15 protein-coding genes are annotated in these 16,229 nt (G+C 70.6%); 8 read left to right on the top strand and 7 right to left on the bottom strand.

Annotation, left to right across the window (positions count from 1 at the left end; genetic code table 11):
• Nucleotides 1-4: 4 nt before the first annotated feature.
• Nucleotides 5-736 carry an FkbM family methyltransferase gene (locus tag HY049_14720; protein MBI3450154.1) on the top strand — a complete coding sequence of 244 codons (732 nt, stop codon included), beginning with the start codon at nt 5-7 and terminating at the stop codon, nt 734-736.
• Here HY049_14720 and HY049_14715 read toward each other — a convergent pair.
• From HY049_14715 to HY049_14685, 7 genes are all read right to left on the bottom strand, one after another.
• The gene (locus HY049_14715) at nt 714-2,186 is read right to left on the bottom strand and encodes a hypothetical protein (protein MBI3450153.1); all 1,473 of its coding nucleotides are present in this window, start codon (nt 2,184-2,186) and stop codon (nt 714-716) included. The genes HY049_14720 and HY049_14715 overlap by 23 nt on opposite strands.
• A gap of 105 nt (nt 2,187-2,291) precedes the next feature.
• A complete protein-coding gene (locus tag HY049_14710; GenBank protein ID MBI3450152.1) occupies nt 2,292-3,182 on the bottom strand; it encodes a hypothetical protein in 891 nt (296 codons plus the stop codon).
• Between the two features lie 185 nt (nt 3,183-3,367).
• Nucleotides 3,368-4,237: an amidohydrolase gene (locus HY049_14705; protein MBI3450151.1), complete on the bottom strand. Its 870-nt coding sequence runs from the start codon at nt 4,235-4,237 to the stop codon at nt 3,368-3,370.
• On the bottom strand, nt 4,222-5,100 hold the full coding sequence (locus tag HY049_14700) for a 3-hydroxyacyl-CoA dehydrogenase family protein (GenBank protein MBI3450150.1): 879 nt from the start codon (nt 5,098-5,100) through the stop codon (nt 4,222-4,224). The genes HY049_14705 and HY049_14700 overlap by 16 nt, the downstream gene beginning before the upstream one ends.
• Before the next feature lie 89 nt (nt 5,101-5,189).
• Nucleotides 5,190-5,657, bottom strand: coding sequence for a hypothetical protein (locus tag HY049_14695; protein MBI3450149.1), 468 nt, complete (start codon nt 5,655-5,657; stop codon nt 5,190-5,192).
• Nucleotides 5,658-5,670: 13 nt separating this feature from the next.
• Nucleotides 5,671-6,069 (bottom strand): hypothetical protein, encoded by a 399-nt coding sequence (locus HY049_14690; protein MBI3450148.1) that lies wholly within the window; start codon nt 6,067-6,069, stop codon nt 5,671-5,673.
• Nucleotides 6,066-6,581, bottom strand: a complete 516-nt coding sequence (locus tag HY049_14685) for an RNA polymerase sigma factor (protein ID MBI3450147.1) — start codon at nt 6,579-6,581, stop codon at nt 6,066-6,068. The genes HY049_14690 and HY049_14685 overlap by 4 nt, the downstream gene beginning before the upstream one ends.
• 138 nt (nt 6,582-6,719) lie before the next feature.
• Here HY049_14685 and HY049_14680 point away from each other — a divergent pair, with 138 nt between their 5' ends.
• The 7 genes from HY049_14680 to HY049_14650 form a co-directional block, all read left to right on the top strand.
• Complete coding sequence (locus tag HY049_14680) at nt 6,720-7,178, top strand: (2Fe-2S)-binding protein (protein MBI3450146.1); 459 nt, start codon at nt 6,720-6,722, stop codon at nt 7,176-7,178.
• Nucleotides 7,175-9,331 carry a xanthine dehydrogenase family protein molybdopterin-binding subunit gene (locus tag HY049_14675; GenBank protein MBI3450145.1) on the top strand — a complete coding sequence of 719 codons (2,157 nt, stop codon included), beginning with the start codon at nt 7,175-7,177 and terminating at the stop codon, nt 9,329-9,331. The genes HY049_14680 and HY049_14675 overlap by 4 nt, the downstream gene beginning before the upstream one ends.
• A complete protein-coding gene (locus HY049_14670) occupies nt 9,328-11,016 on the top strand; it encodes a hypothetical protein (protein ID MBI3450144.1) in 1,689 nt (562 codons plus the stop codon). The genes HY049_14675 and HY049_14670 overlap by 4 nt, the downstream gene beginning before the upstream one ends.
• A gap of 18 nt (nt 11,017-11,034) precedes the next feature.
• The gene (gene asnB, locus HY049_14665) at nt 11,035-12,900 is read left to right on the top strand and encodes an asparagine synthase (glutamine-hydrolyzing) (GenBank protein ID MBI3450143.1); all 1,866 of its coding nucleotides are present in this window, start codon (nt 11,035-11,037) and stop codon (nt 12,898-12,900) included.
• 178 nt (nt 12,901-13,078) lie between these two features.
• Complete coding sequence (locus tag HY049_14660) at nt 13,079-14,335, top strand: efflux RND transporter periplasmic adaptor subunit (GenBank protein MBI3450142.1); 1,257 nt, start codon at nt 13,079-13,081, stop codon at nt 14,333-14,335.
• Between the two features lie 31 nt (nt 14,336-14,366).
• Entirely contained in the window at nt 14,367-15,071 is a 705-nt protein-coding gene (locus tag HY049_14655; protein MBI3450141.1) for an ABC transporter ATP-binding protein, read from the top strand.
• Nucleotides 15,071-16,229, top strand: a 1,159-nt coding sequence (locus tag HY049_14650) for an ABC transporter permease (protein MBI3450140.1), incomplete at its 3' end; no start/stop codon positions are given. The genes HY049_14655 and HY049_14650, both read left to right, overlap by 1 nt.

Raw genomic sequence — 16,229 nt, 5'->3', positions numbered from 1 at the left:
GTCGATGGGCATCCGCTCCGCGGGTCGCCGATTTCTCTTCGCGGTCACGCCGCCGGCGCGGCGGCTGGTGCTCGAGCTGGCGATCGATCGCGCGACCGGGCGAGCCCCCGACGAGCTTCGAATCCTCCCTTCGCTCGCGAGGCCGGGGTCTACGGCGATCGACGTCGGCGCGAACCGGGGGCACTACGCGCTGGCGATGACACGATGCTTCGGGACCGTCGTCGCGGTGGAACCTAACGCCGAGCTGACCGGAGATCTCGAGCGTTGCGGCGCAAGGAACCTGACGATCCACCACTGCGCCCTCTCGTCGGAGTCGGGGGAGGCGGAGCTTTACATCCCGCGGATCGAAGGCAGGGAGCAGGCCGGGTTCGCGAGCCTCGACAGGAAGGCGGTCGGCGCGGCCGAGAGCGTCCGGGTGGTGAAGGTGCCGGTTTGCCGGCTCGACGATCTGGGGCTCTCACGCGTCGGTCTCATGAAGATCAACGCCCCCGGCCACGAGGTGCCGGTGCTCGAGGGGGCGCGGAGGACGATCGAGGCGGATCGCCCCACGGTCATCTCGCAGGTCTGGCCGGAGAGCCGCGCGACCGTCGAGCGCTTTCTCGGAACGGTCGGCCTCCTCCCCCACGTCGTCGTCGCGGGCCGGCTGGAGCACCTGAAGGAGGGTCTCGGAGGCTACCGCGGCGACAGGGTCGTCTTCGTCTTCACCCTCCCCTTCACGGACACGCGACGAGCGTGACGTCGCGATCCCCTTGCTGCGCGCCGTCGTCCCACGTGGCGCCGTCGCAGCGGACGAGGTAGTACGCGCCGGCGGTCGGGGGAGGCGTGGACGGATCGATCGTCGACGTCGCGACGAGATTGTTGCGGAGGCAGAGCGCCGCGCCGAAGTTTCCCGCCGTTGAGTGAAGCGTTCGGAGGTCTCCCCGCACGACGTCGAACGGCCCCGGCAGGATCCCCTCCCACGAGATGGTCTTCGCGTCCGCCGCGATGCGCACGGAGTCCACGGTGAGGGAGCACGAGGCCGGGGGGGCGAGAAACCACGCCGTGTAGGGGGACGTCTTCATGAACTGGAGCAGCATCGAGGCGACTTTCTGCTCGGCGTGGACGCTCGGGTGCGTGCACTCGTTCACGCCGGTACCCGTCGAGTAGGGGTAGCGGAAGTCGCGGTTCTCCCACACCAGGCCATCCGAGCGCGGGGTCGTCGCATTGGCCCAGAGGTACGGCCCCCACGCGATCCACGGCGCGGCGAGCGTTCGGTAGTCGAGATCGCCCGCGTTCGGATCCGGCGCCCCTCCGCGGATCTGCTGGATCTGCGAGTTGACGAGCCACTTGATCGAGAACCCCTGCTCGTAGGCGTACGGCTCGGGGTTGAGATTGTTCGGAGGGGTCGCCGTGTTCGCGTACCCGCCGTAGATCCGCGAGCTGATGAAGACCTGCCGCGCGTTGGGATATCGGAGGCGGATCGCGCGCAGGATGTTCCCGATGGATCGCTCCTCGAGGACCGCCTCCGGAGGATTGCCCGGGGTCCCCGTCGCGAGCGAGACGGTGGGGGCCGCCTCCCCGTCCTTCACCCAGATCGATTGCACCTGCGCCTCGCTCAAATTGGACGGGAGGAGGATCTGGTTGAGGACCCGGTCGTACTCGCCGTACCCCGAGACGGTCGGATCCCAGTCGGAGAACGTCACGCCTCCCTTCGCGCCGTCCACCAGGACGACGGCCGAGTGGTTGACCGCCGGATCCGCGAGCGCCTGCGCGATGAAGGATTCCGTCTGGAGGTAGGGGACGGGCGCGGTCGGGAGGGGGCACGCCGTCGCGGCGGGGTCGTCCGGATCGCCGCCGATCCCCGCGCCCCCGCAGAACTCGATCGTGTTGTTCGAGAAGCCGATGGAGAGAAAGGCGATCTTGCAGTCGGCGGTGAGAGCCCCGCACGCGGCGCCGGTCCGATCGCGCGGCACGATGCCGGCGGCGAGCGTCCGGCCGTCGGCGTCGTGATCCGTCGGCGCCTGGTTCGAGCCGGGGTAGAGGAACCCCGGGTAGGTGCCGAGGTAGAGGTAGCCCGGCGGGAAATCCGTCAGCGGAGGCACCCCCGCGAGAGGGGACCACGGGGTCGTGGTGCACGTATCGGCGCGGGCGGGCTGGAAGGCGACGATTCCGGCGAGGAGAACCGACGCGGCGAACCTGGGGCGCATGGTGGAATCCTAGATCGCGGCGGGCTCGGGCACCAGACGCTGTCGATCGCGCCGGCCACCCGGCAGGAGGCGGGCCGGCGCGATCGCGTGCGGGGCGATCTGCGGTTACGGCAGGTACGATTCGATGAAGCTCAGGATGTCGGCCTTGTCGATCCTCTGGCCCGCCTCGGTCTTGCCGCAGCTGTCGAAGGTGCTCATCAGGGAGAGAAGCTGTCCTGACGTCGTGAAGTTCCCGCCTCCGTCGTCGGCGAAGAAGGCGTAGCAGGACTGACTGTCCGCGATCTGCGTGACATGCCACCACTGGCTGCTCGCCACGCTCTGTCCGACCGTCGCGCGCCGGGCCGTCTGGAGGACGTTGTAGAAGCGCCTTCCGAACTGCCCGTTCGAGCCCTGCTGGAAGTCGAGGTTCGTCGGGGAGAAGCCGACCGAGACGACCGGCGTGCCCGAGGCCACGGAATCAATCGAGTCCTGCGCGGGCAGGGCCGACGGCGCCGGCAGCGTCACGCCGGCGCGAGGCTGCAGGAAGAGAAGCGCCACGTTGTGCTTGTCGCGGGAAGAGTTGCTGCTGTAGCTGCCCGGCGTGTAAAGAGGATGGACTGCGACCGGGAAGATCACTCGGAGCGCGTTCAGGTGGGCGTCGGGATCGGTCACATCCCCGCACGTCCACGGATCCGGGTCGTTGAATCCGACCCACGCCTCCACGTTCACCTCTCCGCCGGCGACGTTGGCGTCGAAGGTGTCCCGTACTGCCAGGGCGCAGTCGGCGGTCGTGAGGGCGATCGCCGGATTGGCGGAGTCGCCCCGGGAGATCAGGACGGCGCCGCATCCCGTCGTGACGTTGAAGGCGTTGCAGGTCGAGCCGAAGGAGAGGTACGCCATCCCGACCGTCGGGTGATTTCCATTGTCGGGCGGGCCGTTCTGGATGGCGAGCGCCGGAACGATCGCGAACAGGGCGAGTGCGAGGGCGAGGACGCTGAATCTGCCTGCGTTTCGCATCGGGTCTTCCCCCACGGGGATGCAATCCCCGTTCAGTTCGCTCCGGCGCTCCCTGCCGCGGCGCCGGGGCGGCATCAAAGGCCGGACGACTCCCATCGAGCCGTCCGGGGATTTTGTCGATACGACATACTACCTTGAGGGGCCGGGAGCGGCCACAGGAAAGATAGCGAAGGGAACTCTTTACCCTAAAGGAAGAGACGGCGCGCGTTGCCGCCCATGATCTTCGCGCGGGCCTCGGGGGGCAGGGGGATAGACGCGACGCCGTCGAGGATCTCGCGAAGCGACGGGACGCCGGGGGCAGGCCAGTCGGAGCCGTAGAGGACCTTTTCGGCGAAGTCCGCGAGCCGCGGAAAGTAGTGCAGCAGGCGCCGGGGAGGGATCCCCGAGATGTCCATGTGCACGTTCGGGAAGCGGCGCAGGAGGAAGATCGCCGTCTCCCCCCAGAGCGGCCGGCCGCCGTGCGCGAGGATGACCTTCAGCTCCGGGAAGTCGATCGCGACGTCGTCCACTCCCATCGGATCGCCGAGGCGGCTCCGCGCGCCGGGGAAGATCGACGTCCCGGTGTGGATCATCACCGGCACCTTCCGCTCCTGCGCGATCGAGAAGATCGTCTCGAGCGACTTCAGCCCCTTCTCGCGGTAGTCGGTCAGCTCGAAGACCTGGTGGGGCGGGTGGAGCTTGATGCCGCGGATCCCCATGTCGAGGATGCGGTTCATGTCGTCCCTCGCGCTCTTCGTGAAGCGCGGGTGGACGCCGCCGAACGCGATCAGGCGGTCCGGGCGCACGGCGCACCAGCGGGCGCAGAACGCGGTCGCGCGGTCGTCGAAGCCCATGATGTCGGGGGAGGGGTAGTTGATGATCCCGGCGCGGGCGACGCCGGTCGCGTCGAGGTGGTCGAGGAAGACCGCCGGGTCGGCGATCATCCGCTGGATGAGATCGAAGTCGCTCCGCCCGAGCGCCATCCGCTGCTGCACGGCGGGCCGGAGCTGATCCCAGGGCTGGATGTGGACGTGGACGTCGGTGATCTCGGGCGGAGTCTTCAGCTCTTCGGCCACTTGTAGAACCCTTCTCCGGACTTCTTCCCGAGCTTGCCGGCTTTCACCTTGTCCCTCAGGAGATCGGGCGGGCGGAAGTGCGCTTCTCCCAGCTCGCGCTGGAGCGTCTCGGCGATCGCGAGGCGCACGTCGAGGCCGACGAGATCCGAGACGCGGAGCGGCCCCATCGGGTGGCCGTACCCCAGCTCCATCGCGCGGTCGATGTCGGCGGCGTCGGCCACCCCCTGCTCGACCATCCTCATCGCCTCGAGGCCGAGGGCGAGGCCGAGGCGCGACGTGGCGAACCCCGGCGTGTCCTTCACGACGACCGCCTCCTTGCCCATGCGCTTCGCGACGGCGACGGCCGCCGCGACCGCGCCGTCCGAGGTCTGCCACGCGCGGACGATCTCGATCAGCTTCATGATGTGCGGGGGATTGAAGAAGTGGAGCCCGAGCACCCGCTCCGGCCGCGGCGCCGCCGAGGCGATCTTCGAGACGCTCAGCGACGACGTGTTGCTCGCGAGGATCGCCCGCTCGGAGCAGATCTCGCCGAGGCGGCGGAAGAGATCGCGCTTCATCTCGAGATCTTCCGGCGCCGCCTCGACGACGAGATCGGCTGAGGCCGCCGCGGCCGCAAGGTCCCCCGTGGGGGAGATCGCGCCGAGCGCGCGGTCGCGGTCCTGGGGAGTGACCTTTCCCTTCGCCACCCCCGCCTCGAGGTTCGCGCGGATCTTCGTGAGCCCCGCCGCCGCGAGCTCGGCGGTGACGTCGTACAGGTGGACCGAGTACCCGGCGAGCGCCGCGACGTGCGCGATGCCGCTCCCCATCGTCCCGGCGCCGATCACGGCGACGCGCTGGATGGAATCTTCTGACTGGACGCTCATCTCAGTTCCCTTCGTCGCCGCAGTTGTGGCAGGAGAGGCGCGATTCTAGACGCCAGGCGCGCGGCGATCAACGGGCGGCCCGCGTGGCCTCAGGGATGATCGTGCGGCGGAGGCAGGGCGGGCGGCGGCGGAGGGGGGGGCGGCCGGATCCCGCGGAGGCGCTCCTGCTGCTCGTCCGTGAGGAGGTTCTTGATCCGGATGACGAGAGCGAGGTGCGTCTTCTTCACTTCGTTCTCCATTCCCATCACCCTCTCCGCCTGAGCGAGGGCGGCGGTCTCGTCCACGCGAGGCGACAGAAGCATGCGGCCGAGCTTCTCCACCTCCCCGCGCATGTCCCACTGCGCGTCGAGAAACTGCGACTGCGCCCTCTTGATCTCCGACTTGACCGCGTCGCGCTGGGCGCTGGTGAGCCCGATCTCCTGCTGGTGCTCCATGATGAGCTCGGGCGGGAAGAGGTACCGCTGGAGCCAGTCCACGCCGTCGGGCGACTCGGCGCCGGAGCTGGTCGCGAGGGCGGCGAGGGCGAGGGTCGGTGCGATCATCCATGCTCGTCTCATCTTCCAATCTCCTTCAATCGACGTGGGCGTCTTCATGCGAAGAGCTCCAGGACGTCGGGGTGAGCGCCGTCCGTCCGATGGCGGGAAGCGTGGTGAGGATCTCGATTCCGGGCGTCTCCAGGAGAGCGTCGGTCGGCGCCCTCCAGGATGTGATGTCGGCCTCCGCCTCCGTCGGCTGCGCGCGCGGGGGCCCCCCGCGCCGGGTCACGAAGAGGAGTCCGGCCGCGGCGACGGCGACGATCGCGGCGGTCGTCACGGCGAGGGGCAGCCACCGCGGCGTCCCGCGAGTGCCCGCGGCAAGCCGGCCGGCCTCGCCCCACATGCGCGAGAACTTCGGCGCGCGGCGTCGCGCCTCGTCGCGGGCGATCGAGAAGGCGCGCTCGATCTCGCGATCGTCGCCCGGGCGGGTCACCGGCTCTTCTCCCGGAGCAGCCGGCGAAGGCTCTTCTTCCCCCGCTCGTAGTGAGTCCGCGCGGAGCCGAGCGTGATGTCGAGCACTTTCGAAGCCTCCTCGACGCTCATCTCCTGGTAGAAGACGAGGTGCAGCACCTCTAGCTGTCTTCTCGAAAGGCGCCGCAGGGCCCGCGTCAGGCTCGAGCTCCTCTCCGAGGCGGCGAGGAGCGACTCCGGTGTCTCGGGTGAGGGGGGAGCGGAGTGTCCGTTCGCGCTCGCGCGAAGGAGGAAGCTCCGCACCGCGGCGCGACGGCGCCTCTCGGCGGCGGTCCGGTGGATGACCGAGAAGAGCCACGTTTTCAGGCTCGAGCGTCCACCGAACCGCGCGCGCCCGTCGAGGATCTTTACGTAGGTGGTCTGAAGCACTTCCGTCCCTTCATCCCGGTCCCACCGGCAGCATGCGAGGGCCCAGGCGTAGGCCTCGTCGTGGAGCCGCTCGAGCTCGGGGGCCAACTCCGCGGGATTTGCCATCGCCGGCTCCTGGCCTCACGCCGCCCCTGGGTTCACGCGAGATGAGTGCCCCGAGAGGGGAATCTATAGGACACGATCCTCACGCGAGGCTAGACTCTCCCGGCGCGCGACCAGGATGCGCGTCAGGAGATCGCCGTCGTGGCCACGATCCGGTTCGTCCTCAACGGGAAGGCGCAGGACGTGAGTGTCCCCGACGAGATGCCCCTCCTCTGGGTGCTCCGCGACACGCTGGGGATGACGGGGACGAAATTCGGCTGCGGCGCGGGGCTGTGCGGGGCGTGCACCGTCCACGTCGACGGCGAGGCGGTTCGTTCCTGCCTCACGCCGGCCTCGACGATCCCCGGGAAGAAGATCACGACCATCGAGGGGCTCTCTCCCGACGGATCGCACCCCGTCCAGAGGGCGTGGATCGAAGAACAGGTGCCGCAGTGCGGCTACTGCCAGCCCGGGCAGATCATGTCCGCCGCGGCACTCCTCGCCGCGAAGCCGAAGCCGACCGGGGCCGACATCGACGACGCGATGCAAGGGAACATCTGCCGGTGCGGCACCTACAACCGGATCAGGCGCGCGATCCTCCGCGCCTCGGGGCCGCGATGACGACTCTGGATCGCCGCGGGTTTCTGAGGGCGGGCGTCACCGCCGGCGCCGGGCTCGTGGTGGGGTTCACCCTGGGCGGAGCCTCGGAGGGGGCGGAAGCTCCCGCCGCGGGCGCGGCCGCGGCGACGGGGTTCAAGCCGAACGCGTGGCTCCGCGTCGCACCCGATGGCGAGATCACCATCTGGTTCGCGAAGTCCGAGATGGGGCAGGGGGTCATGACCGCCCTCCCGATGATCGTCGCCGAGGAGCTGGACGCCGACTGGAAGAGCGTCCGCGTGGTTCAGGCCGACCTCGACGACGCGTTCGAGGATCAGGACACCGGCGGGAGCTCGGGAGTGCACGACTCGTTCACGCCGCTGCGGAAGGCGGGGGCCGCCGCGCGCGAGATGCTGGTGGCGGCCGCGGCGGCGACATGGGGCGTTCCCGCCTCCTCGTGCCGCACCGAATCGGGATCGGTGATTCACGCGGCCACGAGCCGGAAGCTCGGCTACGGATCGCTCGCCGAGCGGGCGTCGAAGCTCCCCGTGCCCGCCGCACCGCGTCTCAAGGACCCGAAGACCTTCTCCATCGTCGGCCACGCGACGCCGCGAGTCGATCTCCCCGACAAGGTCCGCGGGGCCGCGATCTACGGGATCGACACGATGATCCCCGGGATGCTCTACGCCGCCGTCGCGCGCTGCCCCGTGCTCCGGGGGCGCCCGGCCTCCCACGACCCGACGAAGACCCTCGACGTCCCCGGCGTCACGCAGGTCGTCGTCTTCCGATCGGGGGTCGCCGTCCTCGGCAAGACGATGTGGGCGGTGCTCGAAGGGCGCCGCCGACTCGAGATCGACTGGGACGAAGGGGAGTACGCAACCCTCGGAAGCGACGCCATCCGGAAGCAGTGGGAGGAGGCGGGCGCCTCCGAGGGGGCCGTCGCGCAGAAGGCCGGGGACGCGAAGGTGGCGCTCGCGAAAGCTGCGACGAAGATCGCCGCGGTCTACGAGCTCCCCTTCCTCGCGCACGCGCCGATGGAGCCTCAGAATTGCATCGCGGATGTGCGCGAGGATCGCTGCGAGATCTGGGCGCCGACCCAGGTCCCCGCCAGCGTTCTCGCGACGGCTCAGCGAATCACGCGCCTTCCCGCGAGCGCGATCCGCGTGCACGTCACGCTGATCGGCGGCGGGTTCGGGCGCCGTCTCGAGGCCGACTACGCGGCCGAGGCCGTCTACCTCTCGCAGCTCGCCGGCGCGCCGGTGAAGCTCGTCTACGATCGCGAAGAGGACATGAGGAACGATTTCTACCGCCCGGGCAGCCGGCATCAGCTCGCCGGGGCCGTCGGCGCCGACGGGGCGATCATCGCCTGGACGCACCGGGTCGTCGCGCCGTCGATCCGCGGGCAGCGAGGGGCAGGCGCCCCGGGGGGCCTCGACACCCAGGCCGTGGACGGCGCGGCGGACTTCGGCTACGTCATCCCGAACCACCTCGTCGACTACGTCATGTCGAACACGCCGGTCCCCACGGGGTGGTGGCGGTCGGTCTACGCGTCGCAGAACGCCTTCGCCACCGAGTCCTTCTTTGACGAGCTGTGCGCCGCGGCGAAGAGGGATCCGCTCGAGATGCGGCGCCGGCACCTCGCGAAGGCGCCGCGCCTCCTGCGTGTCCTCGAGCTGGCCGCGGCGAAGGCCGGATGGGGAACGCCGGTGACGGCGGGCCGGGGGCGCGGGATAGCCGCCGCGGCGTCGTTCGGCAGCTACGTCGCGCAGGTGGCCGAGGTGAGCGTCGCGGACGACGGGACGATCCGGGTGCACCGGGTCGTCTGCGCCGTCGACTGCGGGCGCGTCGTGAACCCCGACACGGTCGCCGCGCAGATGGAGGGGGGGATCGTCTTCGGCCTCTCGGCCGCGCTCTACGGCGAGATCACGCTCGACAAGGGGCGGGTGCAGCAGCGGAACTTCGACGAGTACCCGGTCCTGCGCATGGACGCGATGCCCGAGGTCGAGGTGCACATCGTGCCGAGCGACGAGGAGCCGAGCGGCGTCGGTGAGCCCGCGGTCCCCGTCATCGCCCCCGCCGTGGCGAACGCCCTCTTCGCCGCGACGGGGCGGCGACTCCGGCGCCTTCCGCTGCGCGCCGCCGCGCGGCTTCCCTCACCGAGGCGCGCCACGTCGTGAAGCACCTCGTCTTCGGCCTCGGCCTCGCGGTGGCGCTGGCCCTCGCCGCCGCCCCGCTCGCGGCGGCGGACCTTTCGTGGGAGGAGCGGGCGAAGGCCTTCGACTACGACGCCGCGGCGCCTCTCGACGTGAAGATCGCGAGCCCGCTTGCGCGCGAAGGCGCGAAAATCCTGGATATCTCGTACGCGAGCCCGAAGGGAGGGCGCGTCGCGGGGTACCTCGTCGTGCCGGACGGGAAGGGGGCGTTCGCGGGCGTCGTCTTCGTGCACGGCGAGGAGGGGAGCCGGGCCTCGTTCCTCCCCGAGGCGCTCCACCTGGCCCGCACCGGGGTCGAGTCGATCCTCCTCGACGCGCCGTGGCGCGTTGAGGACGGAGATCTCTCGAGTCCCGAGACTCACCGCGCCGCCTGCGTCAGGACGGTCGTGGCGATCCGGCGCGCGGCCGACGTGCTGCTGGCGCTCCCGGAGGTCGACCCCGCGCGCCTCGCGTACGTCGGCCACGGCGTCGGCGCGACATGGGGGGGAGTCGTCGCCGGTGTGGAGAAAAGGTTCAAGGCTTACGCCCTCCTGGCCGGCGAGCTGAACGAGCCGCTCGACGCCGTCCACTTCGTCGGCCGCTCGTCGCCTTCCTCCATCTTCTTCCAGTGGGCCCGGTTCGACATCGGCGTCCGCGAGACAGACTCTCTCGCCTACGAGCGGGCGGCGGGGGAGCCGAAGGTATCGAAGTGGTACGACAGCGGCCACGAGCTGAACGACCCTGCCGCGGCCGAAGATCGCGACGCGTGGCTCACAGCGCAGCTCGGAGTCGGGGTGAGCCGATCGAGCGAGCCGAAGGTCGCGGCCGTACCCACCGAACTGAGCGCCAGCGAGATCACCCCCTCCATGGTCGCGCGCGGCGTCGCCTACAGGATCGCCGGGACCGACGCGGTCCGCGTCACCCGCGACGTCGCCTGCGGCCGGGGGGGGAAAGCGCCCCTTCTCGCGGATCTCTACTCCCCGGCGGCCGCCGGCGCGCGCCCCCCGGTGATGATCCTGGTCCACGCCGACGCTCCCGACGGCGCGGCGGGAGATCCTCCCGACTGGCCCATCATCTCTTCTTACGGCCGCCTCCTCGCGGCCTCGGGGGTCGCGGCGCTCGCCGTGCGCCATCGCTCGTCGGACGAGGGCTTCAGGCTCCGGGAGGCGGCGGCGGACGTCGAGAGCGCGATGCGGTGCGCGCGGGATCGCGCCGCGGAGCTCGGAGTGGACGGCGATCGCGTGGCGGTCTGGGCCTTCGGCTCGGCCGTTCCCTACGCGATGACGGCGGCGCTCGACGCCCCGCAGAAGGGCGTGCGATGCGCCGTGGCCTCGTACGGCCCGCTCGACCTGCGCCCCCTCCGGAAGCGGTTCCCCCTGCGCGTCCTCGACGACACGCTCGCCAACTACAGCCCCGCGGCCTACCTCGCGGCCGGGAAGGGGGCGCCGCCGCCCTTCCTCGTCGTGCGCGCGGATCTCGACGACGCGAGGATCCTCGAGACGATGAGCCGCTTCGTCGACGCGGCGCGCGCCGCGGGGGGGACCGTCGAGGTTCTCGATCACCCCCGGGGGCGCCCCGGCTTCGACGTCCTCGCCGACGGGACGGCCGAGGAGATCGCGGCGAAGACGATCGCTTTCATCCGGAAGAAGCTCGGATTGCCGGCGGACTGAGAGCGGGGGGGCGGCACCATGTGCGGCATCGCGGGGGTGTACCGGTCGGGGGATGCGGGGGACGACCGCCCCGTCGTCCAGTCGATGCTCGACGCGATGAAGCTCCGCGGCCCCGACGGCGAGGGGATCGCCTCCGAAGGGCCGGTGACGCTCGGCCACCGGCGGCTCGCCATCGTCGATCTCTCGGCGAACGGGAGCCAGCCGATGCGCTCCTCGCGCGGCGATCTCGTCGTCACCTTTAACGGCGAGATCTACAACTTTCGCGAGCTGATCGACGAGATGGGGATCGACCGGCGGGCCCTCCGCTCCACGTCGGACACCGAGATCCTCCTCCTCGCGTGGGAGAAGTGGGGGAGCGCGTGCCTCGACCGCCTGGCCGGGCAGTTCGCCTTCGCGCTGTACGAGTCGGGGGCGCGGCGGCTGTGGCTCGCCCGCGATCGCTTCGGCGAGAAGCCCCTCTACTACCACCGGGCGGCCGGAACGCTGGCCTTCTCCTCGAGCATCGGGGCGCTCCTGAAGGCCGGATGGGTGTCGCGCGAGACCTCTCGCGCGTCGCTGGTCGAGTACCTCGCCCTCCGGTACGTCGTGAGCCCACGCACCGTCATGAGCGAGGTGGTGAAGCTCTCCCCCGGTCACCTCCTGAAGATCGACGCGGGAGGCATGGAGATCAGGAGGTGGTGGGCGCCGCGCTTCCGTCGCGCGGGAGAGGGCGCCCGCCCGCTCACCCGCCACGAGGCGGCGGAGGAGTTCGGACACAGGCTCGTGCGCGCGGCCCGCCGATGCACGGTCGGGGACGTCCCCGTGGCCCTGCTCCTCAGCGACGGCATCGACAGCAACGGCATCCACGCGGCTCTCGGCGAGGCCGGCGTGGACGTCACGACGTACACGTACAAGGCCGTGAGTGAAAACGCGGCGTCGGGAGCGGCGGGGGCGGCCGGCGGCCGCCACGCGGTCAGCTACGACGAGATCCTCGCGCAGCTTCAGCCCGCCTTCTCGAACCTCACCGAGCCGATCGGCGACGGGGCGGCCTTCGGCACCTGGTCGCTGATCCGCGCGGCGCGCCCCACCGCGACCGTCTTCCTCTGCGGGCACGGAGGGGACGAGGTGCTCGGGGGCTACCGCCTGAGCCAGGAGCGCTTCCGCCTCGCCGCGCTCAGCCGCGCCTGCGCGATCCCGCTTCCCGCGCTGATGCGGTGGGTGGACCTCCTCACCAACGGCGACGAGCCCGTGGCGCAGAGGCGGGCCGCCCTCCTGCGCGCGCCGCTGAGGCTCGTCCCCGCCGCCGCCCGGTATCTGACGCAGCGCCCCCTTCCGCCCGGCGACGTCGCGGATCTCTTCGCCCCTGCTCTGCCGCCCGAGCGATACCTCGGCGTCATCGATCGTCTCTACGGCAACTGCGACGGCGAGGCCTCGGCGCTCGATCGCATCCAGGAGGTCATGCTCCACACCTTCCTGTCGGCCCACGTCGTCTCGTATGCCGACTCGGCGTCGATGGCCTCGTCGGCCGAGCTGCGCCTCCCGTACCTCGATCGGGATCTGGTCGACCTCATCCTCTCGCTTCCCCCCTCGATGCGCGTGAGCCCCTGGCCGGGCGTCGCGAACACCAAGCGGATCCTGAGGTGGTGGGCGAAGGGGAGGGTCCCCGAGACGTCGCGCACGCAGAGGAAGCGGGGGTTCCGGTTCGGGAACATGCGCGAGCTCCTGGGCCGCCGCGGCGACTGGATTCGCGGCACGATCCTCGGCTCTGCCGCGCTGCGCCGGCACCTCCCGGGTCTCCCGGGGTGGATCTCCCAGCCCGTCGAGGTCTATCGGCGCGGGCGGGAGGGGACGTTCTGGGCTCTTCTCGCCTACGCCATCTGGGGCGAAGCGGCCGGGGTGACCTGAGCGCCGCTTGCGGGACAGCGACGTCCCAATTGCGGACACTCCACCACTCCGCGGCGAGGCCCGGCGCCGGCGCAACTCACTCAATCACCAGCGCTTCTCCCCAAGCTCCGACATGGCACACGCCTTGACATAGGATCGGCTGAACGCCCGCGTCTGAACGCTCGTGAAGGGAGCCCCGATGGATATCGCAAGGCCGGAACTGGCGCAACAGCGGAAGCGGCGCCGCATCATTATTACTGCCGCCACCGTCGTCGCGCTCCTGGCGGTGACGCTCGGGCTCTCGCGCCTGAAGCCTGCCGCCCCGGGGGTCGACAAGGGGACTCTCTACATCGACACGGTGAAGCGCGGCCCCTTCCTCCGCCAGGTGCGAGGGTCGGGGACGCTCGTCGCCGAGGACGTGAACTGGATCCCGGCCACGACCGACGGGCGCGTCGAGAAGATCCTGCTCCGGCCCGGCAGCACGCCCGTCACGCCGGAGACGGTGATCCTCGAGCTCAGCAATCCCGAGCTGGAGCTGAGCGCGCAGGACGCCGCGCTCAACCTCAAGGCGGCCGAGGCCGATCTCACCGATCTGAAGGTGAGGCTCGAGAGCCAGCTCCTCACCGAGCAGGCGGCTGCGGCCCAGGTGGAGGCCGAGTACCACCAGGCGAAGCTGCAGGCCGAGGCCGACACCGAGCTCGGCAAGAGCGGCCTCGTCTCCGCGCTGAACGTCAAGCTCTCGAACGTGCGCTCCGACGAGCTGGGGAACCGCACCGAGCTCGAGAAGAAGCGCCTCCTCATCCTCGAGGACTCGAACGCCGCGCAGCTCGCGGCGCAGGACGCCAAGCTCTCGCAGATCCGCGCCCTCGCAAATTTGCGCCGGACCCAGTTCGAGGGGCTGAGAGTGCGCGCGGGGAAGGACGGCGTCCTCCAGCAGCTCCCCGTCGAGGTCGGCCAGCGCGTGACCCCCGGGACGATCCTCGCCAAGGTGGCCGAGCCCGGGCATTTGAAGGCCGAGCTGAAGATCGCCGAGACGCAGGCCAAGGACATCCTCCCCGGGCAGCCGGCGACCATCGACACCCGCAACGGCGTGGTGGCGGGGAAGGTGTCGCGCATCGATCCGGCGGTGGTGAACGGCACCGTGACCGTGGACGTCCGGATGGAGGGGGCGCTCCCGAAGGGGGCCCGCCCCGACCTCTCCGTCGACGGCGCGATCGAGCTCGAGAACCTCAAGGACGTCCTCTTCGTCGGGAGGCCGGCGTTCGGGCAGGAGCAGAGCGTCGTGAGCCTCTTCAGGCTCGACCCGGACGGCGCCGGCGCCTCGCGGATCCAGGTGAAGCTCGGACGCAGCTCCGTGAGCTCGATCGAAATCGTCGAGGGGCTCAACCTCGGCGACCGCGTGGTCCTCTCCGACACCTCGGCGTGGGACGCCTTCGACCGCATTCGACTCAACTGACGCGACAGACGACGCGACGCAGGAGAACTCGATGACACGACCCGGCAAGCCCGTGATTCGGCTCGAAGCGGTGAAGAAGGTCTTCTTCACCGACGAAGTGGAGACGCACGCTCTGTCCGGAATCCAGCTCGACATCCACCCCGGTGAGTTCGTCTCGATCGCCGGCCCGTCGGGATGCGGCAAGTCCACGCTCCTCTCGATCCTCGGCCTCCTCGACACGCCCACCGACGGCATGTACGCCCTCAACGACAAGCCCGTGCAGAAGCTCAACCTCAGCGAGCGCGCGCGGATCAGGAACCGCGAGATCGGCTTCATCTTCCAGAGCTTCAACCTCATCGGCGATCTCACCGTCTACGAGAACGTCGAGCTGCCGCTCACGTACCGCGGCATGAGCTCGGCCGATCGCAAGACGCGCGTCACGGAGGCGCTCGAGAAGGTCGGCATGGCGCATCGCGCCAAGCACCTCCCGAGCCAGCTCAGCGGGGGTCAGCAGCAGCGCGTCGCCGTCGCCCGCGCGGTGGCCGGCAAGCCCCTCATCCTCCTCGCCGACGAGCCGACCGGAAACCTCGACTCCCGGAACGGCGACGCCGTGATGGATCTGCTCAGGGATCTGCACCGGGAGGGGGCGACGATCTGCATGGTCACGCACGACCCGCGCTTCGCCCGGCACGCCGAGCGGACGATCCACCTCTTCGACGGCCGCGTCGTCGAGGAGGTCGTCGAAGCGCAGGCCTGATGAGGCTGTTCGAAGATCTGGCGCAGGATCTCCGCTACGGCGCACGGTGCCTCCGCGCGACTCCGGGCTTCACGCTCACCGCGATCCTCTGCCTGGGCTTGGGCATCGGCGCGAACTCGACGATTTTCAGCCTCGTCAACGCCATCTTCCTGAGACCGCTCCCCGCGAAGGACCCGTCGCGGCTCGTCCGCCTCTACACGCGGGCGGTGCGGCCGGAGGCGCCCGAGCGCGCCACGGTCACCGGATCCTCGCACCCCGACTATCTCGATCTGCGGGACGGTGGGGGCGAGGTGCTCGCCGGCCTCGCGGCGGAGTTCCCCACGCACGTCAGCCTCCTGCGCGGCGAGCAGCCGGAGCGGGGGACGGCGGCCCTCGTGTCCGGAAACTACTTCGACGTGCTCGGCGTGCCGGCGGCGCTCGGCCGCACCTTCGTCCCCGAGGAGGATCGTGCGCCCGGAGCGCATCCGGTGGCCGTGCTGAGCTACGCCGCCTTCCGGGATCGCTTCGGCGCGGACCCCGCCATTCTCGGGCGGTCGCTCGTCGTGAACGGAAAGCCCTTCACCATCGTCGGCGTCGCCCCGCCGTGGTTCGCCGGGATCGAGGTCGAGCGGGTCCCGGAGGCCTGGATTCCGCTCGCGATGCAGGCGGACGTGATCCCGGGGAGGAACTGGCTCGGCGCGCGCGGCTCGGCCTGGCTCGGCCTGATCGGAAGGCTCCGGACCGGCGTGACGCGCGAGGCGGCCGCCGCGGCGCTCGGGGTGATCGCAGACCGGATCGACGTGGCGCACCCCGAGACGAACCGCGGCCGCACGCTGATCGTGGAGGCGGCGTCGCGCGTGGGCCACGCGGATCGTGACAACATCCTCGCCATCCTCACGCTTCTGACGGGGGTGGCGGCGCTGGTCCTCCTCGTCGCGTGCGCCAACGTCGCGGGGCTCCTCCTGGCCCGAGCGGCGTCGCGCGGCCCGGAGCTGGCGGTGCGGGTCTCTCTCGGGGCCAGCCGCGGGCGGATCGTGAGGCAGCTTCTCACCGAGGGGTTCCTCCTGTCGCTCGCCGGTGGCGCCGCCGCGATCCTGATCGCCGGCTGGAGCGCGGATCTCCTCCACGCGATCGAAATCCCGGCGACGATCGACCTGGGCGTGGACGGCCGGGTCGTGG

The sequence above is a fragment of the Acidobacteriota bacterium genome (assembly GCA_016195325.1).
GTDB lineage: Bacteria > Acidobacteriota > Polarisedimenticolia > JACPZX01 > JACPZX01 > JACPZX01.
The sequence above is the reverse complement of the archived record's forward strand: the minus strand, read 5'-3'. Positions and strand labels throughout refer to the sequence as shown.

Excerpts from the sequence above, each read along its gene's own strand:
- HY049_14720 (MBI3450154.1), top strand. The coding sequence starts at position 5 with ATGGGCATCCGCTCCGCGGGTCGCCGATTTCTCTTCGCGGTCACGCCG.
- HY049_14715 (MBI3450153.1), bottom strand. The coding sequence starts at position 2,186 with ATGCGCCCCAGGTTCGCCGCGTCGGTTCTCCTCGCCGGAATCGTCGCC.
- HY049_14710 (MBI3450152.1), bottom strand. The coding sequence starts at position 3,182 with ATGCGAAACGCAGGCAGATTCAGCGTCCTCGCCCTCGCACTCGCCCTG.
- HY049_14700 (MBI3450150.1), bottom strand. The coding sequence starts at position 5,100 with ATGAGCGTCCAGTCAGAAGATTCCATCCAGCGCGTCGCCGTGATCGGC.
- HY049_14695 (MBI3450149.1), bottom strand. The coding sequence starts at position 5,657 with ATGAGACGAGCATGGATGATCGCACCGACCCTCGCCCTCGCCGCCCTC.
- HY049_14685 (MBI3450147.1), bottom strand. The coding sequence starts at position 6,581 with ATGGCAAATCCCGCGGAGTTGGCCCCCGAGCTCGAGCGGCTCCACGAC.
- HY049_14675 (MBI3450145.1), top strand. The coding sequence starts at position 7,175 with ATGACGACTCTGGATCGCCGCGGGTTTCTGAGGGCGGGCGTCACCGCC.
- asnB (MBI3450143.1), top strand. The coding sequence starts at position 11,035 with ATGTGCGGCATCGCGGGGGTGTACCGGTCGGGGGATGCGGGGGACGAC.
- HY049_14660 (MBI3450142.1), top strand. The coding sequence starts at position 13,079 with ATGGATATCGCAAGGCCGGAACTGGCGCAACAGCGGAAGCGGCGCCGC.
- HY049_14655 (MBI3450141.1), top strand. The coding sequence starts at position 14,367 with ATGACACGACCCGGCAAGCCCGTGATTCGGCTCGAAGCGGTGAAGAAG.